The organism is Paraburkholderia sp. (assembly GCF_035501035.1).
GTDB lineage: Bacteria > Pseudomonadota > Gammaproteobacteria > Burkholderiales > Burkholderiaceae > Paraburkholderia.
The window spans coordinates 1-23,578 of record NZ_DATJWR010000177.1; the positions used below are offsets into that span (position 1 = coordinate 1).

At 66.4% G+C, this 23,578-nt stretch carries 17 protein-coding genes; 4 read left to right on the forward strand and 13 right to left on the reverse strand.

The genetic code is table 11. From position 1 onward, the window contains the following. Positions 1–364 precede the first annotated feature (364 nt). The 3 genes from VMJ11_RS12420 to VMJ11_RS12430 all read right to left on the reverse strand — a co-directional run bounded on the left by VMJ11_RS12420 (position 365) and on the right by VMJ11_RS12430 (position 4,816). Positions 365–1,717 (reverse strand): MFS transporter, encoded by a 1,353-nt coding sequence (locus VMJ11_RS12420; RefSeq protein WP_325619706.1) that lies wholly within the window; start codon positions 1,715–1,717, stop codon positions 365–367. Positions 1,718–1,799: 82 nt separating this feature from the next. Next, complete coding sequence (locus VMJ11_RS12425; protein ID WP_325619707.1) at positions 1,800–3,023, reverse strand: CoA transferase; 1,224 nt, start codon at positions 3,021–3,023, stop codon at positions 1,800–1,802. A gap of 11 nt (positions 3,024–3,034) precedes the next feature. Next, on the reverse strand, positions 3,035–4,816 hold the full coding sequence (locus VMJ11_RS12430; RefSeq protein ID WP_325619708.1) for an acyl-CoA dehydrogenase family protein: 1,782 nt from the start codon (positions 4,814–4,816) through the stop codon (positions 3,035–3,037). A gap of 163 nt (positions 4,817–4,979) precedes the next feature. Here VMJ11_RS12430 and VMJ11_RS12435 point away from each other — a divergent pair, with 163 nt between their 5' ends. Further along, the gene (locus tag VMJ11_RS12435) at positions 4,980–5,855 is read left to right on the forward strand and encodes a LysR family transcriptional regulator (RefSeq protein WP_325619709.1); all 876 of its coding nucleotides are present in this window, start codon (positions 4,980–4,982) and stop codon (positions 5,853–5,855) included. Positions 5,856–5,886: 31 nt separating this feature from the next. Here VMJ11_RS12435 and VMJ11_RS12440 read toward each other — a convergent pair whose 3' ends face one another. The 3 genes from VMJ11_RS12440 to VMJ11_RS12450 form a co-directional block, all read right to left on the reverse strand. Next, entirely contained in the window at positions 5,887–6,732 is an 846-nt protein-coding gene (locus VMJ11_RS12440) for a hypothetical protein (protein WP_325619710.1), read from the reverse strand. Then, positions 6,729–7,916: a hypothetical protein gene (locus VMJ11_RS12445; RefSeq protein WP_325619711.1), complete on the reverse strand. Its 1,188-nt coding sequence runs from the start codon at positions 7,914–7,916 to the stop codon at positions 6,729–6,731. Before VMJ11_RS12445 ends, VMJ11_RS12440 begins: the two co-directional genes overlap by 4 nt. A gap of 198 nt (positions 7,917–8,114) precedes the next feature. Then, a complete protein-coding gene (locus VMJ11_RS12450) occupies positions 8,115–10,703 on the reverse strand; it encodes an adenosylcobalamin-dependent ribonucleoside-diphosphate reductase (RefSeq protein ID WP_325619712.1) in 2,589 nt (862 codons plus the stop codon). A 392-nt stretch (positions 10,704–11,095) separates the two neighbouring features. On the opposite strand from VMJ11_RS12450, the gene VMJ11_RS12455 reads away from it, so the two are divergent. After that, entirely contained in the window at positions 11,096–11,605 is a 510-nt protein-coding gene (locus tag VMJ11_RS12455) for a thioesterase family protein (RefSeq protein WP_325619722.1), read from the forward strand. Positions 11,606–11,859: 254 nt separating this feature from the next. Here VMJ11_RS12455 and VMJ11_RS12460 read toward each other — a convergent pair whose 3' ends face one another. Next, positions 11,860–12,150: a DUF3331 domain-containing protein gene (locus VMJ11_RS12460; RefSeq protein ID WP_325619713.1), complete on the reverse strand. Its 291-nt coding sequence runs from the start codon at positions 12,148–12,150 to the stop codon at positions 11,860–11,862. 368 nt (positions 12,151–12,518) lie between these two features. Here VMJ11_RS12460 and VMJ11_RS12465 point away from each other — a divergent pair, with 368 nt between their 5' ends. Continuing rightward, positions 12,519–13,586 carry an AI-2E family transporter gene (locus VMJ11_RS12465; protein WP_325619714.1) on the forward strand — a complete coding sequence of 356 codons (1,068 nt, stop codon included), beginning with the start codon at positions 12,519–12,521 and terminating at the stop codon, positions 13,584–13,586. Between the two features lie 94 nt (positions 13,587–13,680). On the opposite strand, the gene VMJ11_RS12470 is transcribed toward VMJ11_RS12465, so the two are convergent. Continuing rightward, positions 13,681–14,535 carry an alpha/beta hydrolase gene (locus VMJ11_RS12470; protein WP_325619715.1) on the reverse strand — a complete coding sequence of 285 codons (855 nt, stop codon included), beginning with the start codon at positions 14,533–14,535 and terminating at the stop codon, positions 13,681–13,683. Between the two features lie 134 nt (positions 14,536–14,669). After that, positions 14,670–15,767: an OpgC domain-containing protein gene (locus tag VMJ11_RS12475; protein ID WP_325619716.1), complete on the reverse strand. Its 1,098-nt coding sequence runs from the start codon at positions 15,765–15,767 to the stop codon at positions 14,670–14,672. Between the two features lie 708 nt (positions 15,768–16,475). On the opposite strand from VMJ11_RS12475, the gene VMJ11_RS12480 reads away from it, so the two are divergent. Further along, entirely contained in the window at positions 16,476–17,342 is an 867-nt protein-coding gene (locus VMJ11_RS12480; RefSeq protein ID WP_325619717.1) for a peptidoglycan DD-metalloendopeptidase family protein, read from the forward strand. A 115-nt stretch (positions 17,343–17,457) separates the two neighbouring features. Here VMJ11_RS12480 and prpF read toward each other — a convergent pair whose 3' ends face one another. From prpF to prpB, 4 genes are all read right to left on the reverse strand, one after another. Next, positions 17,458–18,648, reverse strand: a complete 1,191-nt coding sequence (prpF, locus tag VMJ11_RS12485; protein WP_325619718.1) for a 2-methylaconitate cis-trans isomerase PrpF — start codon at positions 18,646–18,648, stop codon at positions 17,458–17,460. A 158-nt stretch (positions 18,649–18,806) separates the two neighbouring features. Beyond that, positions 18,807–21,404: a Fe/S-dependent 2-methylisocitrate dehydratase AcnD gene (gene acnD, locus VMJ11_RS12490; protein ID WP_325619719.1), complete on the reverse strand. Its 2,598-nt coding sequence runs from the start codon at positions 21,402–21,404 to the stop codon at positions 18,807–18,809. Positions 21,405–21,506: 102 nt separating this feature from the next. Then, positions 21,507–22,673: a bifunctional 2-methylcitrate synthase/citrate synthase gene (gene prpC, locus VMJ11_RS12495; protein WP_325619720.1), complete on the reverse strand. Its 1,167-nt coding sequence runs from the start codon at positions 22,671–22,673 to the stop codon at positions 21,507–21,509. Positions 22,674–22,713: 40 nt separating this feature from the next. After that, positions 22,714–23,578 (reverse strand): methylisocitrate lyase (prpB, locus tag VMJ11_RS12500; RefSeq protein WP_325619721.1); only part of this gene is annotated, 865 nt, incomplete at its 5' end.

A 23,578-nucleotide genomic window follows, 5' to 3' on the forward strand; every position in this document is an offset into this window, starting at 1 on the left:
GCGCTGCTGCCCCACACCACACTTGTGGCCCGTTCGCTGCCGGTTTGTGTCTGCAACCGCGCGAGGATGGCAGGGAGCATGACGTATCTTCCGTTCGTGCGAGCCGGAATCGCTGTTCGAGCGGCGCGCCCCGATTCTGCAATTCGCTTTCGCGAAGCTCAAGCGCAGCGCAAAGGCGCATTCTGGAAAACGCTTCTGCATCAATCATCTGGCGAGGCATCGATATGGGTGAGGTATCGTGCATCACCTGACAGGAGTTATCGGTGCAAGCACTGCCTCCAGCACTTGTCGAATTGCTGGAGCGCGAACCTTGGCGATTCGGCTTCTTCGCAATCATGCGGCGGGTCAAGGCCTTGTGACGACATTACTCCGGGATGGCGAGCGCCATATCGGCTTGCACACCCGTCGACTGCTTGTACTGCAGCACCGCGATACAAACGAGCGAAACCGCCGCGAGCGCGCTATAAAACAACGCGAGCGGCCACCACGCGCCAGGGTAGTCGTGTGCGAGCAGCGTGCCGACGAGCGGCGTGAGGCCACCGGCAAGCGCCGCGCAGCACTGGTAGGAAATCGAAATCGCCGAGTACCGCACGCGCACCGGGAAGGCATTCGTCATGAAGCCCGCCATCACGGCATACGAACTGGACATGCACATCACCGCGATCGCAATGCCGATCACGATCGCCACCGGGTGCCCCGTCGAGACGAGTACGAACATCGGGTAAGGCGAAATCATCGCGAGCGCGGCGGCAAGCACGAGGAAGCGTCCCGCGCCAACGCGTTGTGCATACCAGCCGGAAAAGAGCTGCGTGAAAAGCTGGATGAACGCGACGACGAACAGGCAATCGAGAATCAGCCCTCGGTCCAGCCCGAGCGTTTGCGTCGTGTAATTGAGCATGAACGTGTTGACGAACCATGCACCGGCCACGCCGATCACGTTCGCGCCGAGGCACAGCAGCACGGTGCGCCACGAGTCGCGCAGCACTTCGAGGATCGGCATCGACGCGGTGCGCTGTTGCTTCTTCAGCGCTTCGAATTCCGGCGATTCGCTCACGCTCGAGCGGATCAACAGGCCCACCACGAGCAGCACTGCACTCGCGATGAACGGCAAGCGCCAGCCCCACTCGAAGAGCGCCTCCTTGTCGAGGTGCGCGACACTGCGAAACGCGAGCAGCGCGAGAATCAACCCGGCGGGGCTGCCGAGCTGCGCGAACGAAGCGAGGAAGGTGCGCTTTTCCTTCGGTGCATGCTCGCCCGCCATCAGCACCGCGCCGCCCCATTCGCCGCCAATCGCAATGCCCTGGCCTACGCGCAGCAGCACGAGCAGGGCGGGGGCGAGCGCGCCGGCGCTCGCATGGGTCGGCAGAAAGCCGATGCCCACCGTGCCGAGACCCATGATCGCAAGCGTGGCGACGAGCGCCTTCTTTCGGCCTATGCGGTCACCCAGGTGCCCGAACACGAGCCCGCCGAAAGGCCGCGCGAAAAAGCCTACGGCGAACGTGCCGAACGAGGCGAGCGTGCTATAGAACGGCTCGCTGGAGGGAAAGAACAGCTTGCCGAAGATGAGTGCCGAAGCGGTTGCGTAGATATAAAAGTCGTACCACTCGATCGTGGTGCCGACGAAAGCGGCGAGCGAGGCGCGGGCTGGCTGGCGCGTGGCAATGCCTGCGGTGTTGCCCGCAGGGTTGCCCGTGGTGCTATCGATAGGGCGGGTCATGCATGTCTCCGATCGGGTTGAGCCGGCTTGGGCCGGTCTGTATTCCGTTATTCCGTTATGGCTTGACGAAGTGGTTGGCTGTCTAGATTCGTTCGGGCTCCTTGACGATGCCGGCTTCGAAAAGCCGTTGCTGGGTGGCGGGATCGATGCCGAGGGCGTCCATCACCGCACGCGTGTCGGCGCCGAGCGCGGGCGGGAGCTTGCGGTAGGTCGGCGGCGTGCGCGAGAGCTTCACGGGCGCGCCCGTGCCGCGATAGCCTTCCATCTCGACGATCATGCGGCGGTGATGCGTGTGCGGATGCGCGGCCACGGCGTCAACGGTCTGGACCGGGCCGCACGGCACGCCTGCCTGAATCAGGTCGCGCGCGAGCGGCTCACAGTCGTGCGCCGCGAGCCGCGCTTCGAGGGCCGCCTTGAGTTGGGGGCGGTGTGCGCAGCGGCTGCGGTTGTCGGCGAAACGCGGGTCGTCGGCGAGGTTGGGCACGCCCAGATGCGCGCAAAGCTTCGCGAACTGGCGATCGTTGCCCACCGCGAGGAAGATGGGCGCGCTGCCCGTGGCATAGCTGTCGTAGGGCGCGATGTTCGGGTGGGCGTTGCCGCTGCGCTGCGGCGTGCGTCCGTTGCCGAAATAGTTCGGCAGATGTGGATGCAGCAGCGACACGCCGCAGTCGTAGAGCGCAATGTCCACCGACTGCCCGAGGCCGCTCTTTTCGCGTTCGGCCAGCGCGAGCAGGATGCCGGCGAGCGCGTTGAGCCCCGTGACCATGTCGACGATCGGCAGGCCGATGCGCAGCGCGGGGCCGTCGTGCTCGCCGTTCACGCTCATGAGGCCGGCCATGGCCTGGATTGCGGCGTCGTAGCCGGGCAGGCCGCCGAGCGGGCCGTCCGGGCCGAAGCCGGAAACCGCGCAATGGATCAGGCGTGGAAAGCGCGGGCGCAGGTCGCGCTCGTAGTCCATGCCCCAGCGCGCAAGCGTGCCGGGCTTGAAATTTTCGACCAGCACGTCCGCGCCTTCCAGCAATTGCCAGAGGATCGCCCGGCCTTCGTCGCGCGAGAGATCGACAGCAATGCCTCGCTTGTTGCGATTCACGCCGACGTAGTACGAGGCCGTGTCGCCGACGAAGGGCGGCCCCCAGCCGCGCGTTTCGTCGCCGTCGGGCGGTTCCAGCTTGATCACTTCGGCACCATGGTCGGCAAGCGCCTGGGTGCAGTACGGGCCGCCGAGCACGCGGCTCAGGTCGATCACGCGCAGGCCGTGCAGCGCGCCGTTCACCGTGATTGCTTCGGAATCCTTTGTGGTGTTCATCGTGCGTGGCCTCACCGTGCAGGCATCAGTTGCATCGCGTCGGCGAGCGGCAGCGGCTGCTCATCCACGAGTGCGCGCAGCGTCGCTGCGTTTGCGTCGCGCTCGTCGAGCGCGAGCGGGTCGCGCGGCAGGAGCTTGTGGCGCACGATCAGGTGCGCGAGCGCGAGGCGGCGGTAGTCGGCGGCAACGGACGAAACCCGGGCCGCTTCACAGGCCATGAAGACAGCCGTGGTGGCGTTGTAGAGCGCGCTCGCGGCCTGGCGCACCGATTCGTCGCGGCCGCATTCGGCCACACTGACGAGCGCTGCCCCCGCGCGGTCGAACACTTCGCGCAGAAGTGCCGCGCTCGCGTCGGGCAGGCCGCTTTCGGCAAGCTCCGCGTGCACGTAGAGCGTCAAGGCTTCGAGCGCGCCCTCGCGCTTCGCCGCGCGCGCCACGTCGAGCGCGACGATATTGCTCGTGCCTTCCCAGATCGAGCCGAGATGCGCGTCACGCACGAGACGCGGGTCGCTCCACTCCTCGATATAGCCCACGCCGCCGCGCACTTCCATCGCGTCGCCGGTCACGCGGCGCGCGTCACGGCAGGCGCGGAACTTGATGAGCGGCGTGAGGATGCGCACGCATTTCGCCGCGAGCGCGTCGCCGCGCGCCGCAAGCATGTCGCCGCGATCGGCGCGCTCGAGCAGCGTGGCGATGCGCATGAACATCGAGCGCGCCTGCTCGGCGGGCAGCATCATCTTGAGCAACTGGCGCTGCATGAGCGGCATGTCGATGAGCTTACGGCCGAACGCTTCACGGTTGCGCGCCACGTGCAGCGCCTCGGTCACGGCGCGGCGCATGAGGCCCGCCGCACGCACGCCGTTCGAAAGCCGCGACATGTTGATCATGTCCGCCATCTGATGAAAGCCGCGGCCCACTTCGCCGATCAGGTAGGCCTGCGCGCCCTCGAGCACAATCTCGCCGCTCGCCATCGAACGGCTGCCGAGCTTGTCCTTCAGACGCACGATGCGATAAGCGTTGCGCGTGCCGTCGGGGAGTGTCTTCGGCAGCAGGAAGAGGGCGAGGCCCTTGATGCCGGGCGGCGCGTCGTCGGGGCGCGCGAGCACCATCGCGAGATCGGCGTCGGGGTTTGAGCAGAACCACTTGTCGCCGTGAAGACGCCACACGTCGTCGCCATTCGCGTCGCGCTCATGGGTGGCGCGCGTGGCAATGCGCGCTACGTCCGAGCCCGCCGCCTGCTCGGTCATGAACATCGCGCCCTGAAAGAGCGTGTCGAAGTCCTGCGAGGCGAGCTTCGGCAGATAGCGCGCAACGAGTTCGGGCGTGCCGAACCGGCGCAGCGTGCGCGTGAGCGAGTCGGTCATGCTCACGGGGCAGCACAGGCCGAACTCGGCCTGCACGAACAGGTACGTGAGCGCGTATTTGACGAGCGGCGCGGGCGCATTCGCGCGATGGCTCATCGCCGCGAGACCGAGTTCCGCATAGGCGACGCGTTCGAGTTCGACGTAGTCGGGATGCTTGTCGATGCGCTGGGTCGCTTCGCCGCGCCGTGTGCGCTGCTCGAGCGTGGGGGGATGCTTGTCGGCGACGAGCGCGAGCGCGTCGAGTTCGTCGGAGGCGCGCAGGCCGAGCGAGACGAGTTGCGCCTCGATCGAGCCGAATGCTGCCTCGCCGAGGTAGCTGCGCAAAAGGGGCGCGAAGCCGGGGTCGCTCGTGTAGAAGTTGATGCCGCGGCTGTCGGGAATGTTGGCTGCGCCGATGGCCTGCGTGGCGAAGGCGGGACGATCGCTCATCGAGTGTCTCCTTTTTGATTGCTGTTCCTGGCGCCTGCGCTCGTTTCGGGCGGTCGGCGGGTGCGATTCGACGTAGCTTAGGTGCGGCATCGATAACGGTCCAATACAACCGATGTCATGTACGATAAGCGATATCTATCGATCCAGCGAACGAGGCACCGCGATGGAACTCAAGCAATTGCGCTATTTCGTGGCCGTGGCCGAGGAGCTGCACTTCGGCCGCGCGGCGCGCCGGCTCTTCATCTCGCAGCCGGCGCTGAGCTTCGACATTCGCAAGTTCGAGGAGCAGTTAGGCGTGCAACTGCTCGAACGCACGAGCAAGGCCGTCGCGCTCACCAACGCGGGCCATGTGCTGCTCGAAGAGGCGCGGCGGCTGCTCGAACAGGCCGACGAGGTGCGGCGCATCGCGACGCGCTCGGCGCATGGGTTTGCGGGACGGCTGCGCATCGGCTTCGTGAATTCGATGCTGTACCGCGGGCTGCCCGAGGCGGTTCGGCGTTTCGAGGCCGATCATCCGGCCGTGGAGGTGGTGCTGCGCGAGATGAACACGGCCGAGCAAGTGCAGGCGCTGCAGCGTTTGCAGATCGAGCTCGGATTGGCGCATTGGGGGCGTTTTCCGGCCGAGGTGCGATCGGAGGTGCTGTTTTCCGAACCCTTCCTCTGTTGTTTGCCGCAAGGGCATCCGTTCGCGCGCAAGCGCCGCATCGATCTCGCCTCGCTCGCGCGCGAGCCCTTCATCCTGTTTCCGCGCTCGGTGTCGCCGCACTATCACGATCAGATCATCGCGACCTGCGTGGAGGCCGGTTTCAGCCCGCAGATCCGCCATGAGGCGAGGCTCTGGCAAACCGTCGTGACGATGGTGGAGTTCGGCATGGGCATCGCGCTCGTGCCCGCCGCGCTTGCGCCCATGGGCGGCGAGCGTGCGGTGTTCAGGCCACTCGCCAGTAATCCTTATGAATCGCAGGTGCTCAAGCTCGTGCGCCAGGGCGAGCCGGACGCCATCGCGCAGGGTTTCGCGGGGTATCTGGTGGCTCGATGATACGGCGCCGGAACCTGGCTGCGCCGCACGCTCAGCGGAACTTCTGCGCCTTGTGTTCCTGGGAGATGGGTTTGTGGTTGTCGGCGTCAGGCTTCTGGTTTTGGTAGATGGCTTCCTGGGTTTTGTAGAAATCGGAGATCGAGCCTTTGTCGAGCGTGAGCACCTTCGAGTTGGGTTCCAGCGCCGCTTCCCGCTTTGCCTGATTCAACAGGTCCTGCACTACCGCGTAGTTGGTCGTGGCGGGCGCGGTCGAAAGAATCACGATCTGCTTGCTCTTGTAATCGGGCAGCGCCGCGATCTCGGGCTGGTTCTCGTCACGCAGATTCTCGCGGAACCTGGCGAGCACCTGGTTCGTCTTGTTCGTCGTCGCCAGATCGTTGAGCGCGGCGGTATTGCCGGAAAGCTGCAACTGCCCGGCAACGAGCGACTGGTTGGCCGCGGGCAGCGCGGCCACGGTCTGGAGCTTCTGCCAGCGCTGCGCTTCGTCGGTCTCGTTGCCGAGGCTTTGCGCCACCTTTTCGTAGTAGTGCTGGTCGCCATCGTCCTTCTTCGCGAGATAGACGTCCTTTTGCGCTTCTGAAGTCTGTTTGACCGGCACCCGGGTCGGATCGCTCACGTAGGTGACCTTCCTGAACGCGACGACGAGCGGAAGCGGATGATCCGGCGGCAGCGCAATGCTATAGGCGCCGTGCAGGTCGGTGCCCCCTGTCGCGAGCTCCTTGCCATCGAAGGTGCGCACCGATACCAGCACGCCGGCGAGTCCGTCGTTGGTGGCCAGATCGAGCACGTGGCCGCTCAGGCTGTCGCCCCATGCGGGCAGGCAGGCGAGTGCCACGACGGCTGCCGCGCTGATGCGCCAGTACGTTTGCCGGTTCATTTCGGTAACTCCTCGGTTCTATCGGCGCAATTCAGTTGCGTCGCCTTCTTGAGCGCCGCCCAGTCCGGTTTTTCGCTCGGCTTCAGATACAGCCTGACGGTGAGTTTGCGCATGGCGGTGGCGGGCGGCAAGGTCCAGGACAGCACGTCGACTTCGCTGCCCTGCGTCGTGCTGGGCGTCCACTGATCGTTCAGATGATCCGGCAAGTCGTAGTTGAGCAGGCTGAGGCCGGGAATGCCGGCGACCTCGAGCTGGCAGTCGATGCCTGCCGGATTCGCCGCGCCAACGCGCACGCTGCCCAGGATCTCGATGAACTCGTTGTTCTTGCCATAGGGACCCAGTGCGTCGATGGCGCCGGTTGGACTGCGCGGCCAGACGTTCACCTGCACGGCCGTCGCGGCACGCGTCTCGGGCCACCTGAGGAAGCCGGCTTTGGCGCGCACGCTCAGAGCGGCGTGATACGTCCCCGCGGCGGGCGCGCGCGCTGTGAGAACGAGATCCTTCTTTTCCCGCGGATCGAGCTCGGGGATGGGCGATTCGGAAACCGTGAGCGCATTGCCCGCGTGGTCCTGCGACGGCTTGTTGCTTGCGGGCCCGGGGTACAGCATGGCGCCGATCTCGAGATCGGTGTTCTTCGTGCTGATCTGGTTCTCGATCGAGAGCTTGAGATTCATCGCCTTGCCCTCGACGAAATCGAACGAGGGCTTCTCGTATTGCACCGAGATCTCGGGCGTCGCAAGCAGATAGTCCTTGAATTCGCGGATGGTCGTGAAAGCGGCGAGCACGCCGGCCACGAGGATGACGGCGTTCTGCCAGGCCGGCAGCGGCCCTACGACACGCCTGAACCACGATTGCGGGATGTGGACCTCGCCGGTCAGCCCTTCATGGCTGGCCGAATAGCTGGTTGACGGCAGGATCTCGCCCGCGCCGTCGAAGCTTTCTTTGGATTTCCAGTATGTGACGAGATGGGTCTCGTTGTGGAGGTAGAGCAGATGCCAGCCAAGGAGCCCGCGCTGGTTGCTCTTCAGGTCGACCGAAACGCCGTGAACGAGCGTGAAGCCGACGATGTAGGTGACGTGGTCGCCGTTCGTCGCGCTGCCCGCTACGGCTTTCAGGAGTGCACGCAGCGAATCGACTGCGAGGTGGACGCGAACCGACGAGAGCCACATGTCGAGCTTGCTCATGGATGCGGGTTCCGTGGGCGCGGCGAACGCGCCGGTGCACGTCCGTGCGCTCGCCCATTTTCGATGTTGGGGCAGCAATCGCGCGCTGTATGTGGCCTGGCGCACATACAGCGCGCGACACCGCTCGTCAGCAAAGTCCCGCAGCGTGCCGGTCGTGCTCGCGCAGCGCGGCTCAGTTCATCGCGCTGCGCGATCCCGCTAGCCGCATGTCCCGATTTCGCCGCATGCCGTGCAGAAGTCGCATCCGTCTCGGCGGATCACCGCATTCGCGCCGCACGAATCGCATTTGCGCCCGAGCATTGCGTGGGGCATGGCGTGGTGCAAGTCGGCGGGCAGCGTATTGCCGTCCTGCAGCACCTGGTCGCCGGGGCGCGCCACGGCTTGTGTCTGGCCCGCATCCACGTGCGGCTGCGTTTGCGCGGCGCCGGGCGGCAGCGCCGCGAGCGCGCTCGCGCGCCGCTGCGCAAGCAGCCGCGACGGCACCTGCCGCCCCTCGGCGTCGAGGAAGCCGCGCCGGTGCAGGATCTGCTGGATCGCATAGGCAATCGCGGCGACTTCCGAGTCGTGCCAGCGCGGTATGCGTCGTCCGTCGAGGCGCTGCGTCTCGCCATAGCGTACCTGGCCGCGATCCCACGAGACCTTGCGCAGGTCCTGCAGATTGCGCGCGACGAAGCCGCCGCGAGCCGCGAGCGAAAGCGAGCGCATGGTCGCCGTGATCCATTGCTGCGACTCGTCGCGCTGGCCCACGGGGATGAAGAATTCGATGGGCCGCTCGATCGTCACGGTTTCGCCGCCCACCTGGCCCGTCACTTCGAGGAAGGAGACCGCCACGTAGAGCGACACCTTGCCGGCCTGCGTGAGGTACTCGATCTTCTCGATGACGGCGGGCAGTTCGCCCTTCGGGCGATGGTCGATCGCCACGCGCAACGGGTCTTGCAGCGCGTCGCTGAGCGCGTCGTCGGCGGCTGCGGCGGGCAGTGTTTGCAAGACTGCGCCGAGCGTGTCGTTCGGGCGGTAGGTCGCAAGTCCCTTGAGGCCGCGCCGCCACGCGTCGAGATAGAGGTTCTCGAAGTCCTCGAACGGATAGTCGGCGGGCACGTTGACGGTCTTCGAGATCGACGTGTCGACATACGGCTGCACGGCCGCCATCATCGCCACGTGTTCCTGCGCGCTCATCTCCAGCGCGCTCACGAAATAAGCGGGCAGCGCTTCCACGTCGCCGCCCAGCTCGCGATAGAGCCGCCACGCGTGGTCCTCGACGTTGAAGGTTTCGCGGCTGCCGTCGGCCATGCGGCGCGTGCGCTGATAGGTCCACGAGAAGGCGGGCTCGATGCCGTTCGAGACGTTGTCGGCGAAGGCGAGGCTCACCGTGCCGGTGGGCGCAATCGAGAGCAGATGGCTGTTGCGGATGCCATGTGTGCGAATCTCGGCCTTGAGGTCCTCGGGCAGACGCGAGGCGAAGGTGCCCTCTTCGAGATATGTATCGGCATCGAAGAGCGGGAAGGCGCCGCGCTCGAGCGCGAGCTCGACCGACGCGCGGTACGCGGCGTCGCGCATCGTGCGGCCCACGCGCTCGCCGAACGCACAGCCTTCCGCCGAGTTGTAGCGGATGCCGAGCATGACGAGCGTGTCGCCGAGACCCGTGAAGCCCACGCCGATGCGCCGCTTGGCCGCCGCTTCCGCCTGCTGCTCGGGCAGCGGCCAGAGGGTCGCGTCGAGCACGTCGTCGAGAAAGCGCACCTGCGTGCGCGTGCGCTCACCGAGCGCCTTCCAGTCGAAGTCGCCGACTCTGGATTCACTGTTGCCGCCGCGTAGTTGTGCGAACGGCTTGATCACGAAGCGCGTGAGGTCGAGTGGCCCGAGGTTGCAGCAGCCGTAAGCGGGCAGCGGCTGCTCGCCGCACGGGTTCGTCGCGCGGATCGTTTCCTGCGCGCGCAGGTTGTTGTCTTCGTTCATGCGCGAGATGAACACCACGCCCGGTTCGGCCACGTCGTAGGTCGAGCGCATGATCGTGTCCCACAGCCCACGGGCGCGCATCTCGGCGTAGACCCACAGGCCGTCTTCGCGGCGATGCAGGTCGCCCGAGGCGCGCAGGGCGGGCGAGGGCTCGGCGCGATGCGCAAGCTGCCAGGGCGCGTCGTTTTCCACGGCGCGCATGAACTCGTCCGTCACCGCCACCGAGACGTTGAAATTGTTCCAGCGCCCCTTCGAATGCTTGGCTTCGATGAATTCGGGCAGATCGGGGTGGTCGCAGTCGAGCACGGCCATCTGCGCGCCGCGCCGCGCGCCCGCGCTTTCGACGGTGCGGCACGAGGCGTCGAACACGTCGATATAGCTGCACGGCCCCGAGGCGCTCGAGCCCGTGGAGCGCACGAGCGCGCCGCGCGGCCGGATGGCAGAGAAGTTGTAGCCGACACCGCCGCCGCGCCGCATGGTTTCGGCGGCCTGCAGCAGCGCGACGTAGATGCCGGGGCGCCCCTCGTCGTCCACGCCCTGGATGCTGTCGCCCACCGGTTGCACGAAGCAGTTGATTAGCGTGGCCTCGATGCCGGTTCCCGCCGCGCTCATGATGCGGCCCGCGCCGAGCGCGCCGTGGCGAAGGTTGTCGACGAAACGCGCTTCGATTTCGGCGCGCAAACCGGGCGGTTCGGCCTGCGCGACGCCGCGCGCGACGCGGCGGTAGATGTCGTCGGCCGTCTGCTCGTCGCCCTTCGCGTACTTTTCGAGCATCACGTCGAGGGAGAACTGCTGCGGTGGAAACGGAAGCGGGGGCGTGTCTTCTGCCATGGCCGGGCCTCACGGTGCGCCGCGCGCGGGCGGCAGTTTCAGGGCGGCGAAAGCCGGCGCGCCAGATGGCGGCGGCCGCGCCGCATTCGCTCAACCTTACCGCAGCGGCGGGCCGCGTGCACGGCGGCGCATCGGCGCAGGCGGGGTAGGTGGCGTGTGGGGCTGATGTGCCGAGCGCGGCGAATGTGGCGAATGCGGCGAATGTGGTGAATGCGGCGAATGCGGCGAATGCGGCGAATGTGGCGAATGTGGCGAATGTGGCGAATGTGGTGAATGCGGCGAATGTCGCGGGTGCGGGCGGGGCCGCGGCAGATGCGGCTCTGCGGTTACACTGCTCGCGCGTGAAGGCGTGCTCGCAACGAGGAGACAGGATGACGAACGATACGGCACACATGGCGCGCGCGGCACACCTGGCGGGGGATGGCGCCGCGCCAGTGATCTACCGCGACACGGTGCAAGCGGACTGGGTCGACTACAACGGGCATCTGCGCGACGCGTTTTACATGCTGATCTACAGCTACGCGACCGATGCGCTGCTCGACGCCATCGGGCTCGATGCGGCGCAGCGCACGGCGCGCGGCCGGTCGATGTACACGCTGGAGGCGCACCTGAACTATCTGCACGAGATCAAGGAAGGCGCGCAGGTGCGCGTCGAAGTGCGCGTGCTCGAGCACGATGCGAAGCGCGTGCGGGCGTATCTGGAGATGTTCGCCGATGAAGGCGCATTGCCCGTTTCGGCAAGCGAGCAACTGCTGTTGCATGTGGACCGGTCGGGCCCGCGTGCCGCAGCCTTCGACGCCGATGTGCTCGCGCGCGTGGCGGCGTTGTGCGCCGCCTCGGCGGGCTTCACACCGCACCATGCCGCGCGGGCCATCGCGCTCGCACCACGCCCGGGCCGCTGAAGCGGCGCAGGGCGCGCGATCGGAGGGACGTAGGCGGCATGTCGTGAGGGCGCACGCCTGCTGATGGCCCGGTAGCGCCGGGAGCCTACGCGCCGTTGCGCTTGTCCGCAAAAGGCCTTTCGGTTTCGGTACACTGCGCGAGCCGTCGTGGCCCGTGTCGTCGGTTGGCTTTGGCCTTTCGGCTTGCCGGATGCGTTGCGGGGCGCCTATCGGGGCACCTGCTCAGGCACCTGCGGGCGTGAGCCCGCGCCCCTTCACTTCGCGGCGATGAGGTCGCCGAACACCTCGGCGGCGATCATCACGGAGGCGTTCAGCGGCGCAGGCCGTTCGGCCGGCTTGAACACGGCGTCGCCGCGGCGGATCTTGCGGCGCGACACGGCGCACGTGCCCGACGAATGCGCCGAGCGGCGTCGCCAGCGTTGCTCGCCGTAATGACAGCGCCCGGGTTCGACCCAGCGGATCACCAGCGCCGTATCCGTCTGTTCGAGTATTTCGATGCGCTCACCGTTGGCTCCGTCAAGCGAGAGGCACGCTTGTTTCTTCATTGTCGGCTCCGTTAGTGGGGTTGCCGCGAATGTAGACCTGTGCGCCGACAAGTGCCATTGTGTCGCCGTTGAAACACCATTCCATTATCGGCAACAATCGCCCTGCGACACGTTGCGCCGAACGGAGGAATGGGGGTTTGCGGCCGATTGGGGTCGACATCTTGAATTTGTGCAACGCACTGTTGTGCGTGGCGCGACATCGATTGTCCCTAAAAACGGTGCTGGGAGAGGCGTTCCGGGGAGGGGACGGAACGGCTGGACCGGATGCGAATCTGAAGGAAAACCGGCCCGGCGGGTGTCGGGCTCCGGAGGCATGCTGCGCTGCACACCCGCGATACCCGAGCTTTTTTGAATTTTCCCGAGGTTACATGATTCATCGACCGCCTGCTCCGAACTCCGCACATGAGCAGAAGATCCAGCGCGCCGCTTCCGCGGTGCTGTTCGCCACGCTCGTGCTGCTGGCGCTATGGGTCGTGCGCGAGTTCCTGCCTGCCATGGCGTGGGCGAGCGTGTTCGCCATCGTCCTGTGGCCCGCCTATCAGGCAACCGAGCGCCACGCGTGGTTCAAGGGCCGCACGACGCTGATCGCCACGCTGCTCACCGTCGCGATCGGGTTGCTCGTCGTCCTGCCGATCATGGTCACGGCGATCCAGGCCGGCGGCGAGGCCCACGACCTCTACCTCTGGCTGCACGACGCCCAGGAGAACGGCGTGCCGATGCCCGATTTCGTCGCGCATCTGCCCGTGGGCAGCCGCCAGGTGAGCGACTGGTGGCAGGCGAATATGGTCCCGCCGCTCAAGGCTTCCCCAGCGATGAAGAGCCTGCACGGCGACACCATCGTTTCGTTCGGCCGCCACTTCGGCGCGCGTGCCGCCCACGCCGCGGTGACGTTCGGCTTCATGCTCGTCACGCTGTTCGTGATCTTTCAGGCAGGTCCGCGCCTTTCAGCCACGCTGATGCGCGGGGCGCGCCGCGCCTTCGGCGCCGACGGCGCCCAGCTCCTGCAGCGCATGGCCGCCGCCGTGCGCGCCACGGTGACGGGGCTCGTGGTCGTGGGGCTCGGTGAGGGCGTGCTGCTGGCCGCCGCGTATATCGCGACAGGCGTGCCGCATGCGGCGCTGCTCGGCACCGTCACCGCCATCGCGGCGATGCTGCCGTTTTGCGCGCCCATCGTGTTCTGCGGCGCGGCGCTGTGGCTCGTCGTGCAAGGCTCGGTGATTGCGGCGCTCGCGCTCGTGGTTTGGGGCTTCGTGGTGGTGTTCGTCGCCGAGCACTTCGTGCGGCCCGTGCTGATCGGCAATTCGACGCGCCTGCCGTTCCTGCTCGTGCTGTTCGGCATTCTGGGCGGGGCGACGACTTTTGGGCTGCTCGGCATTTTCATCGGCCCGGCGCTCATGACCGTGCTGATGGTGCTGTGGGCGAACTGGGCGGAATGAGCGCGGTGGGCGCAATGACCGCAGTGAGCCCTTTGAGCAGCGCGGTGAAAGGTTCCGATGGGGCGGCCGGCCGCGGGCACGCCGCGCGGGTCGCCTAGCGCAGGCAGGAGAGCGTGTACTTGAGCGCGGCCGGCAGCAGTTCTCGCCAGACCGGCCACACGTGGCCGCCGTCGACGATACGCAGCGCCGCCGGGTTGCCCGCCTCGCGCAGCCGCGTATAGAGCAGCGACGACTCGGCCTGGATCACGAGGTCGTCGTCGCCGGCGGCGACGAAAATCGGCATGCGCCAGGACTGCGCAAAGTACGGCTTCCAGAGCGCCGGATAGTTGAGCGTGCGCCAGATCTGCGCGTCGAACTGGTGCTCGCCGAACACGCCCACGTAGCGTGCCGCCGAAGTGGGCGGCGGGTCGCCCGCATAGATCGCGGGCGAGAGCAGTAGCGCGCCGCAGAACATGTCTGGGTGCTCGAGCGCGTAGCGCAACGCGCCGAATCCGCCCATCGACACGCCGCCAATCGCGCGGCTGTCGCGCCCGTCGGCTACCGCGAAGTGTGCCTGGATTTCGGGCAGCAGGTCCTGGAAGAATGCGGTCTCCATCTTCTCCTTTCGGTCGACGTACCAGTTGGTGCCCCCCTGTGGCATCACGATCACCACGGGCGGGATCTCGTGGCGGGCGATCAGCGTATCGGCGGTCGTCTGAAGCTGGCCTTGCGTGACCCAGTCCATTGCGTCGCCATTGTTGCCGTGCAGGAGATAGAGCACCGGGTAGCGGCCCTGATCGGCGCGATATCCGGCCGGCAGGTACACCACGTAAGGCAGGTCGCGGTTGAGCGCCGCGGCGTGGAACGTGCGGACCGCGATCGTGCTCGCCGGGGCGGGCGCGGCCGGCGCGGCGAACGCCGCACACGCGAGTGCGATCGCGAGCAGCGCGGTTCGAAAGAGTCTGCGCATCGCAGGGACATCGGAGTGGATAGGGCGCCGGCGGCGCGGGGTCATCATGCTAGCAGCCGCTCGTGTGCGCAGGAAGCCGCCAGTAGCGACCGGCGTAGACACGACGAGCGGACCGCGGCTTATCAGGCGGACGATCAGGTGGACGCTTTGGTGCGCGAGGGCAACAGGCGCTTGAGCGGGACGGACACACGTGCGACGAGCAGCAGCGCAGTGAGCGCGATGGCGTCCGCGGCGAGGCCGGCCGGCACGTTCAGGTAGCCGTCGGTGTACCCGTAGAGCACCGAGTCGACCGTGAGCGAAATCACTGCACCGGCCACGAACGAAAGCAGGCCTTTGCGTCCGACGAGACCCACCCACGGGAGCGCATGCGCGAGGCGCTTCGCCCAGCCAAGGCGGATGACGTGTGCCGTGAGCCACGCGATGCCGAGGAAGTTGAGCACGCGGAACCATGCGAGGTTGCGCTTGAAGTCGCCGTCGAGCGCGACGTTGCCGAGTTGCAGCCGATAGATCGCGGCGGCCACCACCACCGCGAGCGCGGCGAGCGTGACAAGCGAGCCGAGCCGGTGCGCGCTCACACGTTGGAATACCGGTTGCGCGTGGGCAATCACGCCGAGCACGAACATCAACTGCCAGCCCAGCGGATTGAAGTCCCACTGCACGTCCTCGACGTGCGGCAGCCACGGCGCCGCATGCGGTGCGACGCCCCAGAGCGCGAGGCTCACGGCGAGCAGCAGCCACGGCCGCGTGCGCGCGAGCGGCAGCGCGAGCGGGGCGGCGAGGGCGAAGCAGGCATACATCGGGAGCACGCCAGCGAGATACGGCTGGCGGCGCAGCAGCAAAATGTCGCGCAGCGCCGCTGCGGGCGCGAGCGTGAGATCGCCGAGATCGGTCGTGGCGAGATTGGGGGCATCGACGTTGCAGGCAACGAGGATCGCAGTGACGAGCAGCATCAGGAGCGCGGTCACGACGAACGCGCGGTAGATCTCGAACGCGCGCTTGATGAAGCGCTGCCGCGCCGCGGCTTCGGTGCGGCGCGCGCAGAGCGCGGCCCACGCGGTGGCCGTGGCGTAGCCGCCGAGGAAGACGAACACTTCGGCGGCGTCGCACAGCGCGTAGGCGTGCAGGGTGACCCGCGAGAGAATGCTGCCGCCGATGTGATCGACGACGATGATGAGCAGGACGAGACCGCGGAAAAAATCGAGTTCGACTAGACGGCTAGATGACTGTGACATGTTGAATAGCAGGCCGGGCCGGGACGGAGCACGCGAGGCAGCCGGTTGGGCCAGACGGGCGGATGCATGGGCGCACCTGCCAGGGAGTTCGGATCAGGTTCGCGAGGCGCGGCGCGCCGCGAACCGCGAAGCGGCCGCCACGGTGGCCGCATGACAAACGCAGGAAAAGACCTGAAGAAAAGGCGAGGGTTCCCGTGAGCCGGGGCTTGCCCTTGACGCCAGCGATACTACCTTAATTTCAATTTGCTTTCATCGACGGACGCGAAGGGTCCCGTTCAAGTTTTGCGCAACAGGTGCCGATAACGCACCGGAAGGGGTCGGATCGTGCCGGCGCAGCAGGCGCTGCGGCTCATGACTGGGCACCAGGGGCAGGTTTGGGCATTCGTGCTTGCCCGCTTTCCGGGCGTCGGAGATGCTGCCCCATTCGGATCGTTAACATTTGTATCAGAGTATTGTCCCTGGGCTGATCCAGGCGAATTGCGCTTTACAATGCCGGATTAATTTTGAGATTGCACGTCCGTTCGTTAAGTTGTCGATGGCGTGCGTTGAATGTTTATCGATCGAGATGCAGGCAGTTTGGATGCAGATCGAGGCTGCCGGCTTGAGCGAACCGGAGCGCTGTAGGAGAGGGGAGCGCGGCATACGCAGCAGACCGCCCCGGGCGTCCGGTCGTTTCGTGCGCGGCCGCGAGCAACGCAGGAGGCATATATGTTTGACGATCGTAGCGGCCAGCGCATGAACGGTCTCAAGGGGTTCTGGGCCGCGTTGGGACTGGTGGCGCTGCTGGGTGGCTGCGCCAACATGAACCAGCAGCAACAGCAGCCGCAGCCGCAGCCCGACACTGCGGCGGCCAATTCGGCTTCGGCCGCAGCCGCAGCGAGCGCGGACGCCGCCAGCGCACAGCAGGCGGCGTCCGCGCCTGTCACGCGCGTCGTCACGAAAACGACGTACGTGCGCGTGCACCGCGGCGATACACTCCAGCGCATCGCGCAAAAGCACAATGTGTCGGTCAAGGAACTGGCCGCGTGGAACCATCTCAAGCCGAATGGCCACCTGCGCGCGGGCCAGTCGATCAAGCTCGTTTCCAGACAGACGATCACCGTCCAGGCCGCCGCGCCGCAGCCCGGCGGCTCGACAGCGACCACGGCCGCAAACGTGGCCGAGAGCCGTCAGGTTTCGGCGGAGGTGGGGCGCCACGCCAATGGCGTCGCGCTCGTGTGGCCGGCGCATGGCCGCGTGGTCGAGCCGTTCGAACCGGGCACGACGCGCGGCATTGAGATTGCGGGCAAGGCCGGCGACCCGGTGCTCGCCGCCGCCGACGGCAAGGTCATGTATGCAGGTACGGGCCTGAACGAGTACGGCAGCCTGATCATCGTCCAGCACAACAAGGACTTCCTGACGGCGTACTCGCACAACCGGCGCCTGCTCGTGAAGACCGGCGACACGGTGCACCAGGGCCAGCAGATCGCCGAAATGGGCAGCGAGAACAATGACCGCGTGGCGGTGCTGTTCGAGGTGCGCCGCGACGGCAAGCCGGTCGACCCGATGCCGTATCTGCCGTCGCCGCAGAGCTGAGCGCGTTTCCCGTCTCCGTCTTCGCCTGAATACAAAAAAGCCGCCCCGGCGCAGCAATGCGGCGGGGCGGCTTTGTCATGCTTGATTGACGACGCCGTGCCGTGAGGCGCCGCGCCTAGAACGAGTCGCCCGGAACGCGCACCCAGCCTTCCATCAGCACACGCGCGCTGCGGCTCATGATGGCCTTCGTGACCGTCCATTCGCCGTTCTCTTCGCGTGCCTCGGCGCCCACGCGCAGCGTGCCCGACGGGTGGCCGAAGCGCACCGCGCTGCGCTCGCCGCCACCCGCGGCGAGATTCACGAGCGTGCCCGGAATGGCCGCCGCCGTGCCGATCGCGACGGCCGCGGTGCCCATCATGGCGTGATGAAGCTTGCCCATCGACATCGCGCGCACGAGGAGGTCGACGTCGCCGGCCTCCACGCGCTTGCCGCTGGACGCCGTATAGCCCGTGGGCTTCGCCACGAAGGCGATCTTCGGCGTGTGCTGGCGCGTGGCGATCTCGTCGAGGCTCTTGACGAGACCCATGCGCAGTGCGCCGTGTGCGCGGATCGTCTCGAACTTCTCCAGTGCTTGCGGGTCGCCATTGATCGCGTCCTGCAACTCCGTGCCCGTGTAGCCGATCGCCTCGGCGTTCACGAAGATCGTGGGGATGCCCGCGTTGATCATCGTAGCCTTGAGCGTGCCGACGCCCGGCACTTCGAGGTCGTCGACGAGCTTGCCGGTGGGAAACATCGCACCGCCCGCGCCTTCTTCCTCGGCGGCCGGGTCGAGGAATTCGAGCTGGACTTCGGCGGCGGGGAAGGTCACGCCGTCGAGTTCGAAGTCGCCCGTTTCCTGCACGTGGCCGTTCGTCATCGGCACATGCGCAACGATGGTCTTGCCGATGTTGGCCTGCCAGATGCGCACGGTGGCGATGCCGTTATCGGGCACGCGGCCCGGGTCGACGAGGCCGCCGCTGATCGCAAACGGGCCAACGGCTGCCGAGAGGTTGCCGCAGTTGCCGCTCCAGTCGACGAACGCCTTGTCGATGGCGACCTGGCCGAACAGATAGTCGACGTCGTGGCCGGGCTTCGTGCTTTTCGACACGATCACCGTCTTGCTCGTGCTCGACGTCGCGCCGCCCATGCCGTCGATCTGCTTGCCGTACGGGTCGGGGCTGCCGATCACGCGCATGAGCAGCCTGTCGCGCGCCTCGCCCGGTTGCTGCGCCGAGGCGGGGAGGTCTTGCAGACGGAAGAACACGCCTTTGCTGGTGCCGCCGCGCATATACGTGGCGGGAATCTTGATTTGAGGTACGTGTGCCATGTGTTGTCCTGAGTTTGAACGGCCCCCAACGCTGCCTTTGTTCGTGGCCCCCGAGGGGGCGTCAGGTCAGTACTCCTGGGGGCGGCCCGGCGAGTCCTGACGCGAGAAGGGCGGTGCGCCTAACGTGTACTAAGCGCGCCCTTGGATGACGCGCTCACTCAAGCGGCTGCCTGCGACGATTCGAGGAAGTCCTGCGCAAACCGCTGCAGCACGCCGCCCGCGTCGTAAATCGAGACTTCTTCAGCGGTGTCGAGGCGGCAGGTGACCGGCACTTCGACACGCTCGCCATTCCTGCGCTGAATCACGAGCGTGAGATCGGCGCGCGGTGTCCGCTCGCCGATCACATCGAAAGTTTCCGTGCCGTCGATGCCGAGCGTCGTGCGGTTCGTGCCGGGCTTGAATTCCAGCGGCAGCACGCCCATGCCGATCAGGTTCGTGCGGTGAATGCGCTCGAAGCCTTCCGCCACAATCACCTCCACGCCCGCCAGACGCACGCCCTTGGCCGCCCAGTCGCGCGACGAACCCTGGCCGTAGTCCGCACCCGCGATGATGATGAGCGGCTGCTTGCGTTCCATGTAGGTTTCGATGGCTTCCCACATGCGCGTGACCTTGCCTTCCGGCTCGATGCGCGCGAGCGAGCCCTTCTTCACGGCGCCGTCCACCACGGCCATCTCGTTGATGAGCGTGGGGTTCGCGAAGGTCGCGCGCTGCGCCGTGAGGTGGTCGCCGCGGTGCGTCGCGTACGAGTTGAAGTCCTCTTCGGGCAGGCCCATTTTCGCGAGGTATTCGCCCGCCGCGCTGTTCGGCAGGATCGCGTTCGAAGGCGAGAGGTGGTCGGTCGTGATGTTGTCGCCGAGCACGGCGAGCGGGCGCAGGCCCTTGAGCGTGCGCTCGCCGGCGAGCGCGCCTTCCCAGTACGGCGGGCGGCGGATGTACGTGCTCTGCTCGCGCCAGTCGTAGAGCGGATCGGTCGCCTCGTCGCTTGCCGCCGTGATCGCGAACATCGGTTCGTAGACCTTGCGGAACTGCTCGGGCTTCACGCTCCGCGTGACGATGGCGTCGATTTCCTCGTCGGTCGGCCAGAGGTCCTTGAGATAGACCGGCTTGCCGTCCTTGTCCGTGCCGAGCGAATCCTTCTCGATATCGAAGCGGATCGTGCCCGCGATCGCATACGCGACGACGAGCGGCGGCGAGGCGAGGAACGCCTGCTTCGCATAGGGGTGGATGCGGCCGTCGAAGTTGCGGTTGCCCGAAAGCACGGCGGTCGCGTACAGGTCGCGATCGATGATCTCCTGCTGGATCTTCGGATCGAGCGCCCCCGACATGCCGTTGCACGTCGTGCACGCGAACGCGACGATGCCGAAGCCGAGCTTTTCCAGATCGGCCAGCAGGTTCGCTTCCTGGAGGTAGAGCTCGACGGCCTTAGACCCCGGTGCGAGCGAGCTCTTCACCCACGGCTTGCGCGTGAGGCCGCGTGCGTTCGCGTTGCGCGCGAGCAGCGCGGCGGCGATCACGTTGCGCGGGTTGCTCGTGTTGGTGCAGCTCGTAATGGCGGCGATGATGACTGCGCCGTCGGGCATCTGGCCCGGCGTTTCCTCCCACTTGCCAGCGATGCCGCGCTCGGCGAGGTCGGAGGTGGGCAGGCGTTTATGCGGGTTCGACGGGCCGGCCATGTTGCGCACGACGCTCGAGAGATCGAACTTCAGCGTGCGCTCGTACTGCGCATGGGCGAGCGTGTCGGCCCAGAGGCCCGCGGTCTTCGCGTAGGTCTCGACGAGCTTGACCTGTTCTTCCTCGCGGCCCGTGAGGCGCAGATAGTCGAGCGTCTGGTTGTCGATGAAGAACATCGCGGCGGTGGCGCCATATTCGGGCGCCATGTTCGAGATGGTGGCGCGGTCGCCGAGCGTGAGGCTCGACGCGCCAACGCCCCGGAACTCCAGATACGCGCCCACGACTTTTTCCTTGCGCAGGAATTCGGTGAGGGCGAGCACGATGTCGGTGGCGGTGATGCCGGGCTGGCGCTTGCCGGTGAGCTCCACGCCGACGATGTCGGGCAGGCGCATCCACGACGCGCGGCCGAGCATGACGTTCTCGGCTTCGAGGCCGCCCACGCCGATGGCGATCACGCCGAGCGCGTCCACGTGCGGCGTGTGGCTGTCGGTGCCGACGCAGGTGTCGGGGAAAGCCACGCCGTCGCGTGCCTGGATCACGGGCGACATCTTCTCCAGATTGATCTGGTGCATGATGCCGTTGCCGGGCGGAATGACGTCGACGTTCTTGAAGGCCTTCTTCGTCCAGTTGATGAAGTCGAAGCGGTCGACGTTGCGGCGATCTTCGATCGCGCGGTTCTTCGTGAACGCGTCGGGATCGAAGCCGCCGCATTCCACGGCGAGCGAGTGGTCGACGATCAGCTGCACCGGCACGACCGGATTCACTTTGGCGGGGTCGCCACCCTGGTCGGCGATGGCGTCGCGCAGGCCGGCGAGGTCGACGAGCGCGGTTTGCCCGAGGATGTCGTGGCAGACCACGCGCGCCGGGAACCACGGGAAGTCGAGGTCGCGCTTGCGCTCGATGAGCTGCTTGAGCGAGGCGGTGAGCGTAGCCGGATCGCAGCGGCGCACGAGGTTTTCGGCGAGCACGCGCGAGGTGTACGGCAACGTGTCCCAGGCGCCGGGCTGGATGGCCTCGACGGCTTCGCGCGCGTCGAAATAATCGAGCCGGGTGCCGGGAAGGGGCTTGCGGTAGGCGGTATTCACGGCTTGGGGACCAATGAGATGTAGTGAGCGGTGGAGGCGATGGCGTCAATCTACGCCAGATCGCCTCCGTTTCCCTATAGCCGAACGGCTAACGTTGAAGGATCAGCGCTTGGCGATCGGCACGAAGTTCAGATTTTCCGGGCCCGTGTAATTCGCGCTCGGGCGGATGATCTTGTTGTCGATGCGCTGCTCGATGATGTGCGCGCTCCAGCCGGCCGTGCGCGCGATCACGAAGATCGGTGTGAACATGGCGGTGGGGATGCCCATCATGTGATACGAAACGGCGCTGAACCAGTCGAGGTTCGGGAACATCTTCTTGACTTCCCACATCGTTGATTCGAGGCGCTCGGCGATGTCGAACAGCTTCAGGTTCGACTGCTCCTTCGAGAGCTTCTTCGCGATTTCCTTGATGACCTTGTTGCGCGGGTCCGAAATCGTATAGACGGGGTGGCCGAAGCCGATCACCACTTCCTTCTTCTCGACGCGCGCGCGAATGTCGGCTTCTGCCTGATCCGCGTTTTCATAGCGCGACTGGATCTCGAACGCGACTTCATTCGCGCCGCCATGCTTCGGGCCACGCAGCGCGCCGATCGCGCCCGTGATGGCCGAGTAGATGTCCGAGCCCGTGCCAGCGATCACGCGGCCCGTGAACGTCGAGGCGTTGAATTCGTGCTCGGCGTACAGGTTCAGCGACACGTGCATCGCGTCGACCCACGACTTCGACGGCTCGCGGCCGTGCAGCAGATGCAGGAAGTGGCCGCCGATCGAATCGTCGTCGGTTTCGACTTCGATGCGCTTGCCGTTGTGCGAATAGTGGTACCAGTACAGCAGCATCGAGCCGAGCGAGGCCATCAGACGGTCGGCGATGTCGCGCGCGCCCGGCAGGTTGTGGTCGTCCTTCTCGGGCAGCACCGTGCCGAGCACGGAAACGCCGGTGCGCATCACGTCCATCGGGTGGGCCGAGGCGGGCACGGCTTCGAGCGCTGCCTTCACGGCGGTGGGCAGGCCGCGCATCGCCTTGAGCTTCGTCTTGTACGCGGCCAGTTCGGCCGTGTTCGGCAGCTTGTCGTGCACCAGCAGGTGCGCGACTTCTTCGAATTCGCACGCGGTGGCGAGATCGAGAATGTCGTAGCCGCGATAGTGGAGGTCGTTACCCGTGCGGCCCACGGTGCACAGCGCCGTGTTGCCCGCCGCCACGCCCGAAAGCGCAACGGACTTCTTCGGCTTGAAGCCGCCAGCGGATTGCGTGCTGTTTTCTGCTTCGCTCATGATGTCTTCCTTCCTCTCTCTGTATGCACTATGGGCGGATTTACTTCTTCGCGGCAAACAGCGCGTCGAGCTTCTGCTCGTACACGTGATAGCCGAGGTACTTGTAAAGGTCTTCGCGCGTCTGCATGGTCGAAACGGCGGCCTTTTGCGTGCCGTCGCGCTTGACGGTCTCGTAGAAGTTCAGCGCGGCGGCGTTCATCGCACGATACGCGCCGCAGCAGTAAAGCGCGATATCCACGTTGGCGCTCTTCAGTTCTTCGGTCGTGAAGAACGGCGTCGAGCCGAATTCGGTCAGGTTCGCGAGAATCGGCACCTTTACGGCTGCGCGAAAGCGACGGTAGTCGTCGAGCGTTTTCATCGCTTCGGGGAAGATCATATCCGCGCCCGCTTCGACATAGGCCACCGCGCGCTCAATCGCCGCGTCGATGCCTTCCACCGCGGCCGCGTCGGTGCGGGCCATGATGACGAACTGGTCGTCGGTGCGCGCGTCGACGGCGGCCTTCACGCGGTCCACCATCTCGTCGGTCGCCACGACTTCCTTGTTCGGACGATGGCCGCAGCGCTTCTGGCCCACCTGGTCTTCGAGGTGCACGGCCGCGACGCCCGCCTTGATGAACGACTTGATCGTGCGCGCGATGTTGAAGGCGCCGCCCCAGCCGGTGTCGATGTCGACCATCAGCGGGATGTCGACGGCGTCCGTGATGCGGCGCGCGTCGATCAGCACGTCGTCCATGGTGCTGATGCCGAGGTCGGGCACGCCGAGTGAATTGGCGGCGACGCCGCCACCCGAAAGATAGACGGCCTTGAAGCCGGTCGCCTGGGCGAGCTTCGCCGCATACGCGGTGATGGCGCCGACAACCTGCAGCGGTTGCTCGGCGGCCACGGCGGCGCGGAATTTCGCGCCG